Origin of the sequence: Streptomyces sp. NPDC058045 (assembly GCF_042885635.1) — a bacterium.
Classification (GTDB): domain Bacteria; phylum Actinomycetota; class Actinomycetes; order Streptomycetales; family Streptomycetaceae; genus Streptomyces.
In genome coordinates this window covers 39,150-54,057 of the sequence record NZ_JBHVRR010000005.1, presented here as the reverse complement: position 1 = coordinate 54,057, position 14,908 = coordinate 39,150, and the positions used below count along the sequence as shown (strand labels likewise).

Here is a 14,908-nt window from a genome sequence, read left to right as displayed (position 1 = left end):
GACGGCTCCCCTGTCCATAAGTGGCCTGTGCGTTGCACGTGCCTCGACGGCGGCTATAGCTTGATTGGGCTAGGGGGAGCTGGACCGGGGGCCTCGTATCTGCCTCCGATGCATTTCGGTGGCAGGTCCGAATTGCGCCTGTGTCGGCCGCGATGATGCGGCTCACGCTGAATTGGCGTTCGGGAGGAAGAACACCTTATTCGTGGATGAGCACCGTGACTTGTGCGTCATCTTCCTGCCCACTCGTTCGCGCGGGGGAAACGAACTATTTGTGATGTGTATCAAAGTGGTCCATCAGCACGGTGAAAAGCGGGCTTCTCAGGTCTTTCAGGGGGCGGTATGTCACAGGTGGTGATCACCGGCGTCGGCGCGGTCAGTTGCCTGGGCGATTCGGCCGCGCAGCTGTGGGAGGGCCTTCTGAAGGCCGATGCCCGGCCCTCCCCGGCGCCCGAGGACTGCGCTCTCGATCCACGCCCGTCCGTCTACCAGGTCCGCGGCGCCGCCCAGGAACGCACCGAACGCGCCGGGCGTCTCCACGGCCGGACCAGCGGCATGGCCTGCCATGCGGTCGGCGAGGCCCTGGCCGACGCGGGTCTCGGACCGGAGCAGCTCGCCGACGCAGGACTGACCGTCGGCACCACACTCGGCGACATCGACCTGGCCGAGTCCGGCGCCGCCGACGACGCGCCCGCCACCGCCTCCTTCCAGGTGGCCTCGGCCGTCGCGGGCACCTACGGCCTGGGCGGGCCCAACCAGACCCTGAGCACAGCCTGTTCCGCCGGCGTCTACGCGGTCAGCTCGGCGGCCGAGCTGATCAGCAGCGGTCAGGCCGATGTCGTGATCGCCTGCGGGGCCGACGGGTACTCCCGGGTCGCACTCGCCTCGCTGGAGCGGTTCGGCCTGCTGGACCGGGTGCTCTGCCGCCCGTTCGACGCCGACCGGCAGGGCATGGTGACCGGTGACGGCGCCGCCGCGGTGGTGCTGGAGTCCGCCGAACACGCGCGCCGCCGGGGGGCCACGCCCTACGCGGTGCTGGAGGGCGACGGCTGGAGCTGCGACGGCCACCATCCGACCGCGCCCGAGCCGGGTGGGGAGCAGTTGAGCCGCGCCGTGGCGGGTGCGCTGGCCGGGGCGTCCGGCCCGCTCGGGGCCGTGGTCCTGCACCGTGCCGGTATCGCGGTCAACGACGTCGTGGAGAGCGACGTGATCGCGGCGGCCCTCGGTGACCGGGTGGACCGTACGCCCGCCTTCGGTATCAAGGCGGTCATCGGCCATACGGCGGGAGCGGCCGGGGCGTTCGGCTGTGTCGCGGCGGCGCTGATGCTGCGTCACCGGACGGTGCCGCCGAACGCGCATGTGGACACGCTCGACCCGGAGTGCTCGCTGGAGGTCCCGCTGGACGGGCCGGTGCCGCTCACGGAGCCGCGGGTCATGGTCAGCGCTACCGGATTCGGCGGCAACAACGCCGCCCTGGTGCTGGGGGCAGCGTCATGAACATCTCCGTCACAGGCATCGGGCTGGTCGCACCGGGCGTGCGGGAGCCGGCCGATCTCACCCGCACCGGGCCTACGGCCGCCGAGACCGCCGAGGACTGGTTCGACCCGATTCCGTATCTGGGCCGGCGCGGCTGGAAGTACCTGACTCCGGCCACCCGTTACCTCCTCGCCGCCGCGAACGAGGCCGCGGGCCGGCGCCACGGCGACGAGCCGCCGGCCGGGCACGACGCGGCCCGCTCCGGCATCGCCACGGGCACCCACCACTCCATCTCCGCGATGCACCAGCGGCTGGACCGCAGCATCCGGGAGGAGGGCTCCGCCGGGCTCAGCCCGGCCGAACTGCCCGGCTTCTCGGTGAACATGCCCGCCAGCCAGCTCGCCATCTCCATGGAGTGCCGGGCCTTCTCCGTCACCCTGATCAATCCCGTCGTGGCGGGCCTGGACGCCGTGCTGTTCGCGGTGGCCGCGCTGCGCCGCGGCCGGGCCGACCGGGTACTCGCCACCGCCACCGAGCACGCCGCCCCGGGCACCGGGGTCCTCGGCGGAGCGGCGGCGCTCCGGCTGGACCGCACGGACGGCCCGGCGGCCGGAGAGGTCACGGGCGGTCTGTCGCGGTTCGTCCCGCGGACCGGCGGCGGCGCCTGGTCGGAAGCGGCGCTGGAGTCCACCGCGCGCAAGACGGCCGCCCTCGCCGCCGGTGAGCCGGTGCTGCGCTACACGTTCTGCGGCCCGGCCGCCGCGGCGCCGATCGACAGTGCCGTGCGCGAGGCGTGCGCCGCTGCCGGAACGGTCCTGAAGGACACCGTGTTCGTCGGCGCCGACGCGCGGTACGGCACCGTCAGCCCGCTGCTGCACCTGGCCGGGCTGGTCCAGGAGTCCGGTCCCGGTCTCGTCGTCGCCGCGTCGGACGACGGACACCTCACCGCGGTGACCGTCCGGGGGGCGGTATAGCGAGCCGCACGAATGTCATCACACACACGGGGGAGCACAGGAATGCATCACGAAACGCTCAGTCCGCGCACGGCCCGGGGCCGTGTCATCCACCACGAGGACACCGCAGAGGCCAGAACCGTCATACCGGGGCAGTGGGCCCCCCGTACGCACGCACGGGCGGCCGCGGGTTCCCGTCTCCGGGGACGCCCGCCGTACGGAAGCCGGATCGCCACCGTCCTCGTCGACGGTGAGCCGCAGCGCCAACTCGTCCCGGACGAGAGCACCGCGCCCGTGGTGTCGCGCATCTTCCGCGAGTACCTGGCGGACAAGGGGCTGCAGGGCATAGCCGAGGGCCTGACGGCCGACGGCATCCTCAGCCCCGGAGCGGCCGGGCGCGCCCCCCGGCACTCCACCGTCGCCTGGTCCAAGAGCGCGGTGCGGGCGATCCTCGTCAACGGCCGTTACGCCGGGCACTCCGAGTGCAGCGACACGAGCGGTGCGGCGCTGGTGTCCCCGCCGATCGTGGCGCCCGAACTCTTCCACGCGGTGCAGGAGATGTTCGACCAGCGCCGGCCCCAGCGGGCCGCGGCCCCCGTCGCGCGGCCCTACAGCCTGCGCGGCCTGGTGCGCTGCGCCCGCTGCAACCGCCTGATGCAGGGCACCTGGAACAACGAGGAGCCCTACTACCGCTGCCGGTTCCCCGCCGAGTACTCCACCGCCAACCGCATCGACCACCCGCGCAATGTGTATCTGCGGGAGCAGACGGTGCTCGGCCCGCTCATCTCCTGGCTGCGCGCGTCCTGTTCGCCGCGTCTCCTGATGAAGCAGCTCAACGCCGAGCGCGCCGGCACCCAGCACGAGCGGACCATCATGGCGACCGCCCGCCACCTGTGGACCCTGCGCGAGGCCGAGGGGGAGGCGCAGGCGGCCGCGTTCCAGGGGCTCGGACTGCGGCTGACCTACTCCGACCGCAACCGGATGCTGCGGGTCAAGGCGGTGCTCGGGCCCACCGAACTCGTCGTCTCGGGCTCGCTCGCCTTGTGAGCGTCCGGTGGCCGTGACGTGTGCCTCGTCCGGTGATCCCAACACCCATCTGTGTGCATGACACGCGGCGTGGTTCGCGTAGCGTCCGAGCCGGGCAGGGCCGCCGTCGAAGACTTCCGGCGGCCGTGTCCTCCCTTCTGTTCTCCGTCGACCGACCTGACCCACCAAGGAGATGTGATGACCACTGACGCCACCCTGAACAAGGACGAGTTGAGGGAGCTCGTCGCCGACGCACTCGACGTCGAACCGGAGTCGCTCACCGACGAGGCCCTGTTCATCGAGGACCTGGACGTCGACTCGCTGGTGGCTCTGGAGCTGGCCGTCACCCTGGAGCGCCGGTACCAGGTGAAGATCGAGGAGGCGGAGATCGTGCAGATCCGCCGGCTGCCGGACGTCCACGACCTGCTGGTCCGGAAGCTGGCCGGCTAGATGAGCGCGGTCACGCTGCTCACCGGGGCGCAGGTGCTGCGCCTGGACGAGGCCGGTGTCGAGGTGCGCGCCGTGGTGGACCCCGCCGCACCGGTCTTCGACGGCCACTACCCGGCGTTCCCGATCTTGCCCGGCGTCTTCACGCTGGACACAGTGCACCAGGCGGTGCTGCGGCACGCGGACGAGCAGCAGGGTGTGGTGCCCGTGCTGGAGGAGGTCCGCTCGATGCGCTTCTTCTCGCCGGTCTTCCCCGGCGACGTGCTGTCCGTCGACTGCGTGATCACCTGCGCCGACGGCGTCCGCGATGTGCGGGCGCGGTGTGGGACCGACCGGGACAAGACCGCGACCCTCCGGTTGCGGTACCGGGACCCGGCCTAGGAGATCCGATGTACGACGCACGGTCCTGGGGGGCCACCGAGCAGGAGTGCACGGCGAGTTACCCGTGTGACGAGTACCCGCCGCAGCCATACGTCAGCTTCCACCGGGCCGTCGACGTCGAGGCGCCGGTCCCGCTGGCGTTCCGCTGGCTGTGCCAGTTGCGGACCGGGGCCTACACCTACGGGCGGCTGCGCAGCAGCAGCACGACGCTCACCCCCGGCGCGGAGGACCTGGCGCCCGGGCAGCGCTTTCTCGCGTTCGAGGTGGTCGACTTTGAGGCCGACCGGCACCTGACCGGCGTGACGCACGCCGCGGCCCGCCGCGCCTACGGCGCGATGGCGGTCACCTACCAGGTCGTCCCCCGGGAGCCCGGGGCGAGCCGGCTGGTGGTCCGGCTCAACGCGGCCCCCTCGACGGGCGTCGCACGGGTCCGGGCAGGGCTGCTCGCGGCCGGCGACACCCTCATGATGCGCAAACAACTACTGACCCTGAAGGCGCTGGCCGAACGCGATGCGGCGGCGCAGCCTTGACCATGAGGGAGATGGACGGTCTGTGGACAATCCGTCACGCTACTTGCTGATCGAAAGTCAGGGGACCTGGGCAGGGCCGAACGCCGCTCGGTTCCTGGGCGACGCCCGGGTCCTCGCCGAGGCGGGGCACCAGGTCTGCGTGTTCCTGGTGCAGGACGGCGTCTTCGCCGCCGCCCCCGGGATACCCGAGTTGGAGAGCCTGACCAAGGCGGGCGCCGAGGTGTGGGTGGACGACTTCTCCGCCGCCCAGCGCGCGCTCGGCGAGCGCGCGCTGTCCCCGCACGTGACCGTGGCGGGCATGGACCGGGCGTCGGAGATGCTGATGTCCGAGGGCTGCAGGACGGTGTGGCACTGATGGCCGCCAAGATCGCCCAGCGCCGCTGGGACCTGCTGCTGGTCGTCACCGCGGCCCCGCACTCCAACGATGTCGTCACCTCCGCGCTGCGGATGGCCCAGGCCGTTCTGGACCAGGGCAAGACGGTGCGGCTGTGGGCCTGCGGCTACGCGAACATGCTCACGCAGACCACGCACGGCGAGACCAAGCTCATCAACACCCGTGATCCGGAAGGGGTCTACCCCTCTCCCTCGCGCATCGTGCGGGACATGCTGGCGGCCAATCCCGGCAAGTTCGCGTGGATCGCCTGCACCGCGTGCAGCGCCGAGCGAGGTGCCACCAGCCATATCGACGAGGTGCGTTTCCGCTCGCCGATGCGATTCGTCTCCACCATCCAGGGTGCCGACAAGACCGTCTTCATCGGAGGTGCCTGATGGCCGGCTACCGAGTGCTCGGCGTGATCGACCGGGCCTACCGGGGCTCCGTCGAGGCGCAGTTCTTCGACGCGCTGTACGGCATCCTCGACTTCAACGCCCAGTTGGACGGGGTCGCACTCGCGCTGCGCGGCGCGGCGGTCACCGTCGCGGTGAACGAGGACGTCTACCAGCCGGCCCTCGACTTCGGGCCGGTGCGGGTGGACACGCTGCCGGACTACCGCAATTCGGTACGGCAGCTCATCGCCGAGGGCATCCCGGTCATGGTCGACGAGCCGGATCTGCGCGCTCTCGGCTTCGGACCGGAGGACGTGGTTCCGGGGGTCGAGTGCCTGGACACCAACGAACTGGCCGCCCGCTGGCCCGAGTACGACGGAGTGTGGTTCGTGTGACCGGCGTCGCGACTCTCAAGACGCTCATCCCGCACCGCTTCCCGATGCTGCTGGTGGACCGGGTGCTGGAGGTGGAGCCGGGCGACCGGATCGTCTGCGTCAAGGCCGTCACCTGCAACGAGCCGTGGTACAGCGAACTGCCCGACACCACACCCGACGACGGCTACGCCTACCCGACCGCGCTGCTGGTCGAGTCGTGGTGCCAGAGCGCCGCGCTGCTCGCCGCGTGGGACCAGCCCCGGGACGTGGTGGCCGACCAGGTCGCCCTGTTCGGCGGGATCTCGGGCCTGAAGGTGTGTGGTCCGGTGCTGCCCGGTGAGCTGCTGCGGCACGAGGTGCGGATCAGCCGGGCGCTGGAGGGCACCTGGTTCTTCGAGGGCGTCACCACCACGCCGGACGGACGTGAAGTGCTGGTGGTGGACAGCGTGATGACCGCGCTGCGTCCCGCCGAGGTACTGAAGCCCCCGGCGCAGGCGGACGGGGCCGAGGCCTCCGCCACGGCGGAGCCGGCCTCCGAATCGGCCGATCCGAAGGCGCTGGCATGAGCGCGGCAACCGTCACCGCGGTGGGGCAGCCACCGTTCGCAGCGCCGCTCCGGGCCGTGGACACCGCCGAACTGAGGGAAGTGGACGGCGGGTTGAGGCTGCGCGCCACCAAGCTCGTCACCGTCGACGACCCCTATATGGCGGGCCACTTCCCTGGTCTGACCATGCTGCCCGCGGTGTTCCTCCTGGAGGGGGTGCGCCAGGCGGTCGCCCATGTCTTTGACCTCTCCGAGCCGCCCGAGCTGCTCGAAGTGCGCTCCGCCCGGCTCCTCGCCCCGATGCTCGGCGGTGACCTGATCACCCTCGACGCGGGGCTGGAGCCGCAGCCGGAGGGCAACCGCTGGGTCGTCGACGCCCGCTGCACCAGCCAGGACGGCACTGCGGTCGCCAAGCTGAAGGTGCTGGTGGGAACGGTCGCCGAGACGGACTTCCTGATCGCGCCCACGCCACCGCCCGAACCGGTCGACGGCGAGCCGCTGTTCGACCACGCCGGCATCCGCGAGCTGCTGCCGGTACGTCACCCCATGCTGCTGGTGGACCGGGTGGTGGAGGTCGAGCCGGGCCGCAGGATCTCCGCGGTCAAGGCGGTCGCGGGCAGCGAACCGTGCTACCAGGAGCTGCCGGACGGACTGCCCGGGGCCAGGTATGACTACCCGCGTTCGCTGGCCTTCGAGTCGTTCGGGCAGAGCGCGGCCATGCTGTGGCTGGCCAGCACCTCGCTGGGGGGACCGGACGGGGTGCTGATGCTGGCCGCCATCCGCGGCTGCCGGTTCGCCGGAGGGGTGCGGCCAGGCGAGAGCATGCGGCATGTGGTCCGCCTGGAGCAGATGGTCTCCGGAAACGCATTTCTCTCCGGTGAGGTCTGGGCGGGGCAGCGGTGTATTGCCGTCGTGGACACACTTATCGCGGTCAACCGTCCACGCTCCGTGGTGCAGGCCGCTCCCTGAGTTCCGGCGCGATAGGCCCCCCTCGGACCTGTCGGTCCTATCCGCCGTCATTCAATTGAACGTTGGATTACGGGCACGGAGACGCCCCTGTCAATTCCGCGTAATAGATCTCACACAAGAGATCGCAGACGCGGAGCGGCGGGGGCGTTTTGCGATTCTCGGGTCATGTGTCCCGGTAGGCCGGTGGTGGTCCGTTAGCCAGGGATTATCGGTGTTAAATCCGGCGGCGACCGGGCGTCCCAGATGCGTACGACAGGTTGAAAAAGGGGCATTCGGTTCCGCTGTTGTCCGCAACCGGGCAGCGTGAATTGTGAACACCCATGCTCGCTGGATACCCCGAACCCCCGCTGCCTAGTCTCAATGGCGAGGGATCGAACTGTGAATCCGTCACGAACGTGCACTGGAAGGTGTTTAGGGATATGACGACTGCCGTCGACAAGCAGGAGAAGCTCGAAGAGATCCGCGAGATCGTCGCGGAGGTTCTTGAGCTTGAGCCGGAGGAGATCACCGAGACCAGTAACTTCGTCGAGGAGCACGAGGCCGACTCGCTGCGCGCCATCGAGATCCTGGCCCGCATCGAGAAGAAGTACAAGGTCGAGATCCCGCAGTCCGAGCTGCCGAAGATGGTCAACCTGACCGAGGTCTACAACACCCTGGCGCAACACGCCGGCTGGCTGGGCTGAGCCGTGCGACGGGTAGTCATCACTGGGCTGGGCCCCGTGTCGAGTATCGGGATCGGAGCGACGGCCTACGAAGCGGCGCTGCGTGAGGGCGTCAACGGAGTCTCCCCCATCGAGTGCTTCGACTCCACCGGATTCCCCTACTTCATGGCCGGCGAAGTACACGCCTTCCGGCCGGAGGACATGGTCCGGCGGCTGTCCGTCGATGAGTGGGGCCGGACAAGCCTCTTCGCGGCGTCCGCGGCCCGGCTCGCGGTCGCGGACGCCGGAATCGACGAGGAGGAACTGGCCTCGGCCAGGGCCGGTTCGAGCATGGGTACCACCGGGGGAGAGTCCCAGGTGCTCGAACGGCTCACCGGCGACAGCCTGACGGCCGGCTTCGACGGCCTCGACGCGGGCCTGGTCCGCCAGGTGTCCAGCGCCCGGCTGTCGCAGGCGGTCAACCGTGAACTCCGCCTGACCGGGGACGCGGTGACACTGTCCACCGCGTGCTCGGCGAGCAACTACGCCCTCGGCTACGCCTACGACCTGATCAGGACCGGCGAAGCCGACTACATGATCGCCGGTGGCGCCGACTCGGTCGGCCGCTGGTCGCACGCCGGTTTCTACCGGCTCGGCGCGCTCACCGAGAAGGCCTGCTCGCCGTTCGACAAGAACCGCTCGGGCATCATCACCGGCGAAGGCGGCGCGGCACTCTTCCTGGAGAGCCTGGAGTCCGCGCAGGCCCGCGGCGCCCGTATCCATGCCGAGGTCCTCGGCTACGGGCTCAACTGCGACGCCAACCACATGGTCGCCCCCAACCGGGACAGCATCGCCGAGTGCATGCGCCTGGCCCACCACAACGCGGGCATCAAGGCGTCCGAGGTGGACTACATCTGCGCCCACGGCACCGGCACCCCGGCCAACGACTACATCGAGGCCGGCGCGGTGACCGACGTCTTCGGGGACGACGCTCCACCGGTCAGCTCGACCAAGTCCATGCTCGGTCACACCATGGGCGCCGCCAGCGGTCTGGGCGCGATCGCGTCCGTCCTCGGCATCGCGGGATCGTTCCTGCCGCCCACCATCAACTACAACACCCCGGACCCCGACATCAAGATCGACCCGGTGGCCAACCAGGCGCGCACCGCCGACGTGCGGATCGCTCAGGTCAACGGATTCGCGTTCGGCGGCAACAACGCCATCGTCATCCTGGGGAGGCCCTCATGACGGTCACAGAGACCTCGGCCGAGGCCGCTCCGGCGCAGTCCGGCCCCCCCACCCTGGCCATCACCGGCTTCGGTGTGCTCTCCGGCGCCGGCATCGGTGCCGGGGCCCTCGCCGCCGCCATCGGCGGGGAGGGTGCCGGGCCCGCGGACGTCAGCGAGATGTTCGAGGAGCCGCTGCCGCGCCAGGACGCCCACGCCCTGGTGGACTTCAAGGTCCGCGACCACCTCGGCCGCAAGGGCACGTCGTTCTTCGACCGCAGCACCGCCCTCTCCATGGTCGCCTGCAAGGAAGCGCTCGCCGACACCGACCTCCAGGTCGATGACGACAACCGCGCCCGTATCGGCATCACCATGGGCACCACCGCGGGCAGCGCCAAGTCGACCAGCGACTACAGCCGCGACACCTTCGTCCAGGACCGCCCCTACCTGGTCAACCCGCTGCTCTTCCCCAACGCGGTGATGAACTGCGCGGCCGGGCAGGCCGGGATCTGGTTCGGCCTCCAGGGCGCCAACTCCACCATCGCGGGCGGCCCGCTGGCCATGCTCAACGTGCTGCGCTACGGCCGCAACCTCATCGGGTGCGGCTACGCGGACGCCCTGCTGGCCGGCTCCGTCGAGGAGTTCAGCCCGCAGTCCGCGTGGGCGGTGCACTACGCGCAGTCCACCGAGGGCGGCAGCCTGCCGCCCGGTGAGGGCGCCGCGGTCTTCGTGGTCGAGAACGCCGAGACGGTGCGCGCCGCCGGCCGGCGGCCGGACGCCGAGGTGCTCGCGGTGGAGGTCGGGGTCTTCGAACCCCCGGCCGCCGACGGCGAGTTCACCCGGGGCCTGGCCCTCTGCCTGACCCGGGCACTGGAGCGGGCCGGCATCACCGCCGACCAGGTCTCCACGGTCGCCACCGCGGCCAACGGGATGACGCGCCTGGACGACGCGGAGGAGAGCGCCATCGCCTCCGTGCTCGGTTCCGAGGTACCGCGGCTGCGGGTCAAGGACGCGACCGGTGAGGCGTTCAGCGCCTCCGGCGCCTTCCAACTGGCCGCGCTGCTCGCCCGGCACCGTGCCGAGCCCGCCCGCGACGGCGAGATCTCGGTGGTCACCACCCGCTCCGCCGAGGGTGCCGCCGGCGCCGCGGTCGTCAGGGGGTGGAGCCGTGTCGGCGGCGATAACCGGTAGCTCGATGCTGAGCTGCCTCGGCAGCGTCGACGAGACCTTCGACGCGCTGCTTGCCGGGCGCAGTGGGGCCTCCCCACTGCGCTGCGGTGACCCGGACAAGCTCAACGTCCGCTACGGGTACGAGATCCGGGACGAGGCGCGTGACGGCGCCGACGACGGTGGTCTGCGGCTGGCCGGCCGGTGGCTGGCGGCCTGTGTGGCCGAGGCCCTGCGGGACGCGGGCGTGGACCCGTCGGAGCGCCGGGTCGCCGTGATCGTCGGCACCGGCCTGCGTGAGCACCGGGCCGTGGAGCAGTGGCACGGTGACGGCACCGAACTGCGCCTGGCCCAGACCCACTTCACCGAGGCGGTCCGCTCGGTGGCCCCCGGTGTGACGGAGGTGCACACGCTCGCCAACGCGTGTGCCGCCTCCGGCTACGCGCTGGCCCTCGCCGCCGACCTGCTCGAACTGGGTGAGGCCGACGCGGTGGTGGCCGCCGGGTGCGACACCCTCACCGAGTCCATGCTCACCATGATCGGCCGGGTGGGCACCACCACGGCCGAGACCGTGCAGCCCTTCGACGCCGACCGCGACGGGGTGCTGCTCGGCGAGGGCGCGGTCGCCGTCGTACTGGAGACCCCGTCGCCCGACAAGCCCGCGATCGGGCTGGTGCGCGGAGTCGGTGTGGGGTGCGACGCCTACCACGAGACCGCACCCGACCGCGCCGGCATCGTCGCCACCATGCGCGACGCGCACCGCAGGGCCGGAGTCGAGCCCGAGGACATCGGCCTGGTCGTGGCGCACGGCACCGCCACCGCGCTCAACGACCCCACCGAGGCAGCCGCCCTGCTGGAGGCCTTCGGTCCGGACGGACCCCCGGTCACCGGCATCAAGGGCGCCATCGGGCACACCTCCGGCGGCGCGGCCCTGATGAGCGTCCTGGTGGCGCTCAAGGCGATGCGCTCCGGAGTGGTGCCGCCGACCGTCGGACTGCGCACCCCGATCGCCGAGGCCGAGAAACTGGCGCTCGTGTACGGGCAGCCCCTGGAGGCCCGCCCCCGGATGGCCCAGGTGAACGCTTTCGGATTCGGCGGAGTCAACGCCGTGACGATCCTGGAGACCGTCGATGCCTGAGCGCACAGAACTGCTCGCCGTGGACGGCTGGGCCGTGCACGCGCCCGGCTGGGCCGCCGCCGACCTGCCCGGGTCGCCGGCCGAGCCGGCCTGTCCTCCCGAGCAGGCCAAGGAGGTCCTGGGCCGCAAGGGACTGCTGGGCAAGGAGCCCGCGACCCGGCTGGCGATGTGCGCGGTCCACCGCGCACTGGGCCTGCCGCCCGGCCGGCCCACGGAGCCCCTGCCCGGCGCGGCCGGCACCGCGGTGATCGTCGCCTCCAACCTCGGCAACGCCGAGACGGTGTGCACCGTGCTGTCCGACATGCGGGAGCGCTCCGGCTCGGTCGTCAGCCCGCTGGACGCTCCCAACGTCTCCAGCAACGTCATCGCCAGCACCCTCGCCATCTGGTACGGCTTCACCGGCCCCAACCTGACCGTGTGCAGCGGTGCGACCGCCGGACTGGACGCCCTGCGCCTGGCGCGGGTGCTGCTGCTGTCCGGGCGCGCTCGCAAGGCGGTCGTGGTGGGCGTCGAGCCCGCGGATCCGATCGCCGTGAAGCTGGCCGCGTTGCGCCCGGACTCGCCGGGCGAACTGACCGCGGCGGCCGGCTGCGTACTGCTCGGGGCTCCGAGCGCGTGGCCGGAGCCGACCGGACTGCGGTGCGGGCCCGTGCTGCGCCACCGCGAGCCCGTCGAGGCGGCAGGCTCCGTCCCGGGCGAGCTGTACGGCGCCGCCGGGGTCGTGCAACTGGCCGCCGCGGCGGCCCGGATGGCCGAGGCCGGACCGGGCACCGCGTCGGTCACCGTGAGCTGCGGTGACACCGAGGACGGCTGGGCGAGCCTGGAGATCGTCCACGCCACCCCCGCCGGAGCAGTGGCATGACCGGGTGGACCCAGGTGGCCGCCGCCGACGGACTGGAGGTCTGGTGCCGTCCCGGCCCGGGCCCGGCGCTGGTCGCCGTCCACGGCATCGAGGATTCCTGGCGCAACTGGAAGGACCTCGCAGAGCGGCTGCCCGGGTTCACCATCTACGCGCTCCAGATGCCTTGGCACAGCGGCAACGCCTACACCTGGCACGAGGGCCGCAGCCCGGCGCAGTGGCTGCGCCGGGCGCTGGAGCTGGTACCCGAGCAGCCCCACGCGCTGCTGGGACACTCCTTCGGCGCCAACTCCATCCTGGAGCATCTGGCGACGCTGGAGGACGGCGAGGATCCGGGCATCGCCGCCGTGGTGCTGGCCGCGCCGTTCTACCGGCCCGCCGGGTACGCCCTGTCCGCGCAACTGCGGGTGCGTTCCAAGGCCGCGTTCCGCCGGGTGCTCGTGGACGGGCTGCGCCTGTCGCTGGGGAGCAAGACGTCGCGGCTGGACCCCGAGATCCTCTTCCGGATGGAACAGAAGCTCCTGGAGCGGGCGGTGCCGCGCGGATTCCCGGTGTTCTTCAAGGAGTTCGCCGCCTCCGGACATCTGGACCTGACCAGGATCACCGTGCCGACGCTGATCATCGCGGGCACAGCCGACGAGGGGCTCACCCCGATGCGCGCCGCCGCCCTGGACGAGGCGATGCCGGCCGCCACCGTGCGGCTGAGCCGGGCGTACGGCCACTTCTGCCACATGGCGCAGGCGGACGAGATGAGCCGGGATGTGACCGGTTTCCTACGGGACGCCGCCGTCCCGCCGACCATTCAGCAAGGAGAACCGAACGTGACCGAGCTACTCGACGGCGAGCCCACCAGCTACGTGGGGATGCCGCGCTACGAAGGCGCGAACATCCGTACCTGGATCGGGTTCAAGCACTTCATGTACCTGGTCGAGGAAGGCATCCTGCAGTACTTCCGCGACCGCGGCGTCGGCGCCCGCTCGCTCTACCACACCTACGGTCTCGGCCTGGAGATCGTGGACTCCTCGGTGCAGCTGCCGGTGGCGCTTGAGGTCGACGAGCAGGTGTACGCGACCGTGGTGTCCGGCACCCCGAAGCCGGGCCAGGGCGCCCCGTTCTCCGTCTCGCTCACCGTGGAGCGCGACGGGCAGACGGTGACCGCCCTCAAGGGCAAGGTCCGGGTCGCGCTCGTCGCCGTCAAGGACGGTTCGGGCACCGAGCCGGTCCCGGCGTTCCTGGAGCCCTATGTGGTTCCCGAGGTCGCTGCGCTGACCAACTCCCAGTCCGCGACGCTGGCCATCGAGGACGGCCAGTCGGTCGCCGACGTCCTCGCGCCCGAGGGTTCCGGCGCGATGCTCTGGGACTGGCGGGCGCCCTACTACTACTGCCACTTCTCCGACCGCCTCCAGCACTCCGCCTACGTGCGCACCCTCGAAGAGGTCGTGGACCGGTACCTGTACCAGCAGGACCTGGCGATCGGCCGGCTCCTGGACGAGCGCGGCTGGATCCCGGTGGTCTCCCGGGCCCGGGTCCAGATGCTGTCCGACATCTACATGGAGGAGACCGTGCACACGGTCTTCAAGGTCGAGGAGATCCTCCGCGACACCATGTACACGGCGCGGATGGACTGCTACGTCCGCCGCGGCGACCGCCTGGAGCGCGCCGCGACCGGCACCATCATGCACGGCTACGCCATCAGCCGCGGTGAGAACGCCGGCACCGTGGCGGTCCTCGACGCGGACGTGCAGGCCGCGCTGCTGGGCGGTGCCAAGTGAGGAAGCCGAAGCCGCCGCGCCTGTACTTCTCCCTGCGCAGCCCCTTCAGCTGGATGGCGGTCCGTCAGCTTGAGGAGCGCCTGCCCAACGCCCAGGAACTCATCGAGTACGTGCCGTTCTCCGAGCCGGACGCGGTCAGCGCGGCCGCGCTGGAGGCGGCGGGCGGCGAGTTCCACTACGTGGCCATGAGCAAGGCCAAGCACCTGTACATCCTCAACGACACCAAGCGCCTCGCCGCCAAGTTCGGCTACGACATGAAGTGGCCGATCGACAAGGGCGACGAGTGGTGGGACCTGCCGCACCTGGCCTGGTTCAAGGCCAGGGAACTCGGCGTCCAGCGCGAGTACTACGCGGCCGTGGTGTCCGCCCGCTGGGAGCGCGGCGAGAACATCTGCGATCCGGAACTGCTGCGCCGCGTCTGCGACGAGGCCGGACTCGACGGGGCGGCGCTGGTCGCGGCCCCCGGCGAGGAGCACATCCGCGAGCTGGGGCTCCAGGCCCTGATGCAGATCTACGAGGACGACATCTTCGGCGTCCCGTACTTCAAGGTCGGCCGGCAGCGCTTCTGGGGGCGGGACCGGCTGGACGACTTCCTGCCCGCGCTGGAAGAAGCGCTGGCGGCCGCTGCCGCCAAGGCCTGATG

18 protein-coding genes are annotated in these 14,908 nt (G+C 71.2%); all 18 read left to right on the top strand.

The window, feature by feature from the left end; genetic code table 11:
• The first annotated feature begins 339 nt into the window (after positions 1-339).
• The 18 genes from ACFVST_RS05105 to ACFVST_RS05020 all read left to right on the top strand — a co-directional run bounded on the left by ACFVST_RS05105 (position 340) and on the right by ACFVST_RS05020 (position 14,906).
• Positions 340-1,494: a beta-ketoacyl-[acyl-carrier-protein] synthase family protein gene (locus ACFVST_RS05105; protein ID WP_390147005.1), complete on the top strand. Its 1,155-nt coding sequence runs from the start codon at positions 340-342 to the stop codon at positions 1,492-1,494.
• Positions 1,491-2,447, top strand: a complete 957-nt coding sequence (locus ACFVST_RS05100) for a beta-ketoacyl synthase N-terminal-like domain-containing protein (RefSeq protein WP_390147003.1) — start codon at positions 1,491-1,493, stop codon at positions 2,445-2,447. The genes ACFVST_RS05105 and ACFVST_RS05100 overlap by 4 nt, the downstream gene beginning before the upstream one ends.
• 42 nt (positions 2,448-2,489) lie before the next feature.
• Complete coding sequence (locus ACFVST_RS05095) at positions 2,490-3,473, top strand: recombinase family protein (protein ID WP_390147001.1); 984 nt, start codon at positions 2,490-2,492, stop codon at positions 3,471-3,473.
• A 177-nt stretch (positions 3,474-3,650) separates the two neighbouring features.
• Positions 3,651-3,902: an acyl carrier protein gene (locus ACFVST_RS05090; RefSeq protein WP_390147000.1), complete on the top strand. Its 252-nt coding sequence runs from the start codon at positions 3,651-3,653 to the stop codon at positions 3,900-3,902.
• Positions 3,903-4,280 carry a hypothetical protein gene (locus tag ACFVST_RS05085; protein ID WP_390146998.1) on the top strand — a complete coding sequence of 126 codons (378 nt, stop codon included), beginning with the start codon at positions 3,903-3,905 and terminating at the stop codon, positions 4,278-4,280. It abuts the gene before it with no gap.
• A gap of 8 nt (positions 4,281-4,288) precedes the next feature.
• On the top strand, positions 4,289-4,810 hold the full coding sequence (locus ACFVST_RS05080; RefSeq protein ID WP_390146996.1) for a hypothetical protein: 522 nt from the start codon (positions 4,289-4,291) through the stop codon (positions 4,808-4,810).
• 22 nt (positions 4,811-4,832) lie between these two features.
• Positions 4,833-5,165 (top strand): DsrE family protein, encoded by a 333-nt coding sequence (locus ACFVST_RS05075; protein WP_390146994.1) that lies wholly within the window; start codon positions 4,833-4,835, stop codon positions 5,163-5,165.
• Entirely contained in the window at positions 5,165-5,578 is a 414-nt protein-coding gene (locus tag ACFVST_RS05070; protein WP_390146992.1) for a hypothetical protein, read from the top strand. The genes ACFVST_RS05075 and ACFVST_RS05070 overlap by 1 nt, the downstream gene beginning before the upstream one ends.
• Positions 5,578-5,970, top strand: a complete 393-nt coding sequence (locus ACFVST_RS05065; protein ID WP_390146990.1) for a hypothetical protein — start codon at positions 5,578-5,580, stop codon at positions 5,968-5,970. Before ACFVST_RS05070 ends, ACFVST_RS05065 begins: the two co-directional genes overlap by 1 nt.
• Positions 5,967-6,515 carry a 3-hydroxyacyl-ACP dehydratase FabZ family protein gene (locus ACFVST_RS05060; protein ID WP_390146989.1) on the top strand — a complete coding sequence of 183 codons (549 nt, stop codon included), beginning with the start codon at positions 5,967-5,969 and terminating at the stop codon, positions 6,513-6,515. The genes ACFVST_RS05065 and ACFVST_RS05060 overlap by 4 nt, the downstream gene beginning before the upstream one ends.
• Positions 6,512-7,462 (top strand): hypothetical protein, encoded by a 951-nt coding sequence (locus tag ACFVST_RS05055; protein ID WP_390146987.1) that lies wholly within the window; start codon positions 6,512-6,514, stop codon positions 7,460-7,462. The genes ACFVST_RS05060 and ACFVST_RS05055 overlap by 4 nt, the downstream gene beginning before the upstream one ends.
• A gap of 419 nt (positions 7,463-7,881) precedes the next feature.
• Positions 7,882-8,145, top strand: coding sequence for an acyl carrier protein (locus ACFVST_RS05050; protein WP_390146986.1), 264 nt, complete (start codon positions 7,882-7,884; stop codon positions 8,143-8,145).
• A 3-nt stretch (positions 8,146-8,148) separates the two neighbouring features.
• Positions 8,149-9,351: a beta-ketoacyl-[acyl-carrier-protein] synthase family protein gene (locus ACFVST_RS05045; RefSeq protein ID WP_390146985.1), complete on the top strand. Its 1,203-nt coding sequence runs from the start codon at positions 8,149-8,151 to the stop codon at positions 9,349-9,351.
• On the top strand, positions 9,348-10,520 hold the full coding sequence (locus ACFVST_RS05040) for a beta-ketoacyl synthase N-terminal-like domain-containing protein (RefSeq protein WP_390146984.1): 1,173 nt from the start codon (positions 9,348-9,350) through the stop codon (positions 10,518-10,520). Before ACFVST_RS05045 ends, ACFVST_RS05040 begins: the two co-directional genes overlap by 4 nt.
• A complete protein-coding gene (locus ACFVST_RS05035) occupies positions 10,498-11,634 on the top strand; it encodes a beta-ketoacyl-[acyl-carrier-protein] synthase family protein (protein WP_390146983.1) in 1,137 nt (378 codons plus the stop codon). The genes ACFVST_RS05040 and ACFVST_RS05035 overlap by 23 nt, the downstream gene beginning before the upstream one ends.
• Positions 11,627-12,496, top strand: coding sequence for a beta-ketoacyl synthase N-terminal-like domain-containing protein (locus tag ACFVST_RS05030; protein ID WP_390146982.1), 870 nt, complete (start codon positions 11,627-11,629; stop codon positions 12,494-12,496). Before ACFVST_RS05035 ends, ACFVST_RS05030 begins: the two co-directional genes overlap by 8 nt.
• The gene (locus ACFVST_RS05025) at positions 12,493-14,265 is read left to right on the top strand and encodes a serine aminopeptidase domain-containing protein (protein WP_390146981.1); all 1,773 of its coding nucleotides are present in this window, start codon (positions 12,493-12,495) and stop codon (positions 14,263-14,265) included. Before ACFVST_RS05030 ends, ACFVST_RS05025 begins: the two co-directional genes overlap by 4 nt.
• Complete coding sequence (locus tag ACFVST_RS05020) at positions 14,262-14,906, top strand: DsbA family protein (RefSeq protein ID WP_390146980.1); 645 nt, start codon at positions 14,262-14,264, stop codon at positions 14,904-14,906. Before ACFVST_RS05025 ends, ACFVST_RS05020 begins: the two co-directional genes overlap by 4 nt.
• The last annotated feature ends 2 nt before the right edge of the window (positions 14,907-14,908 follow it).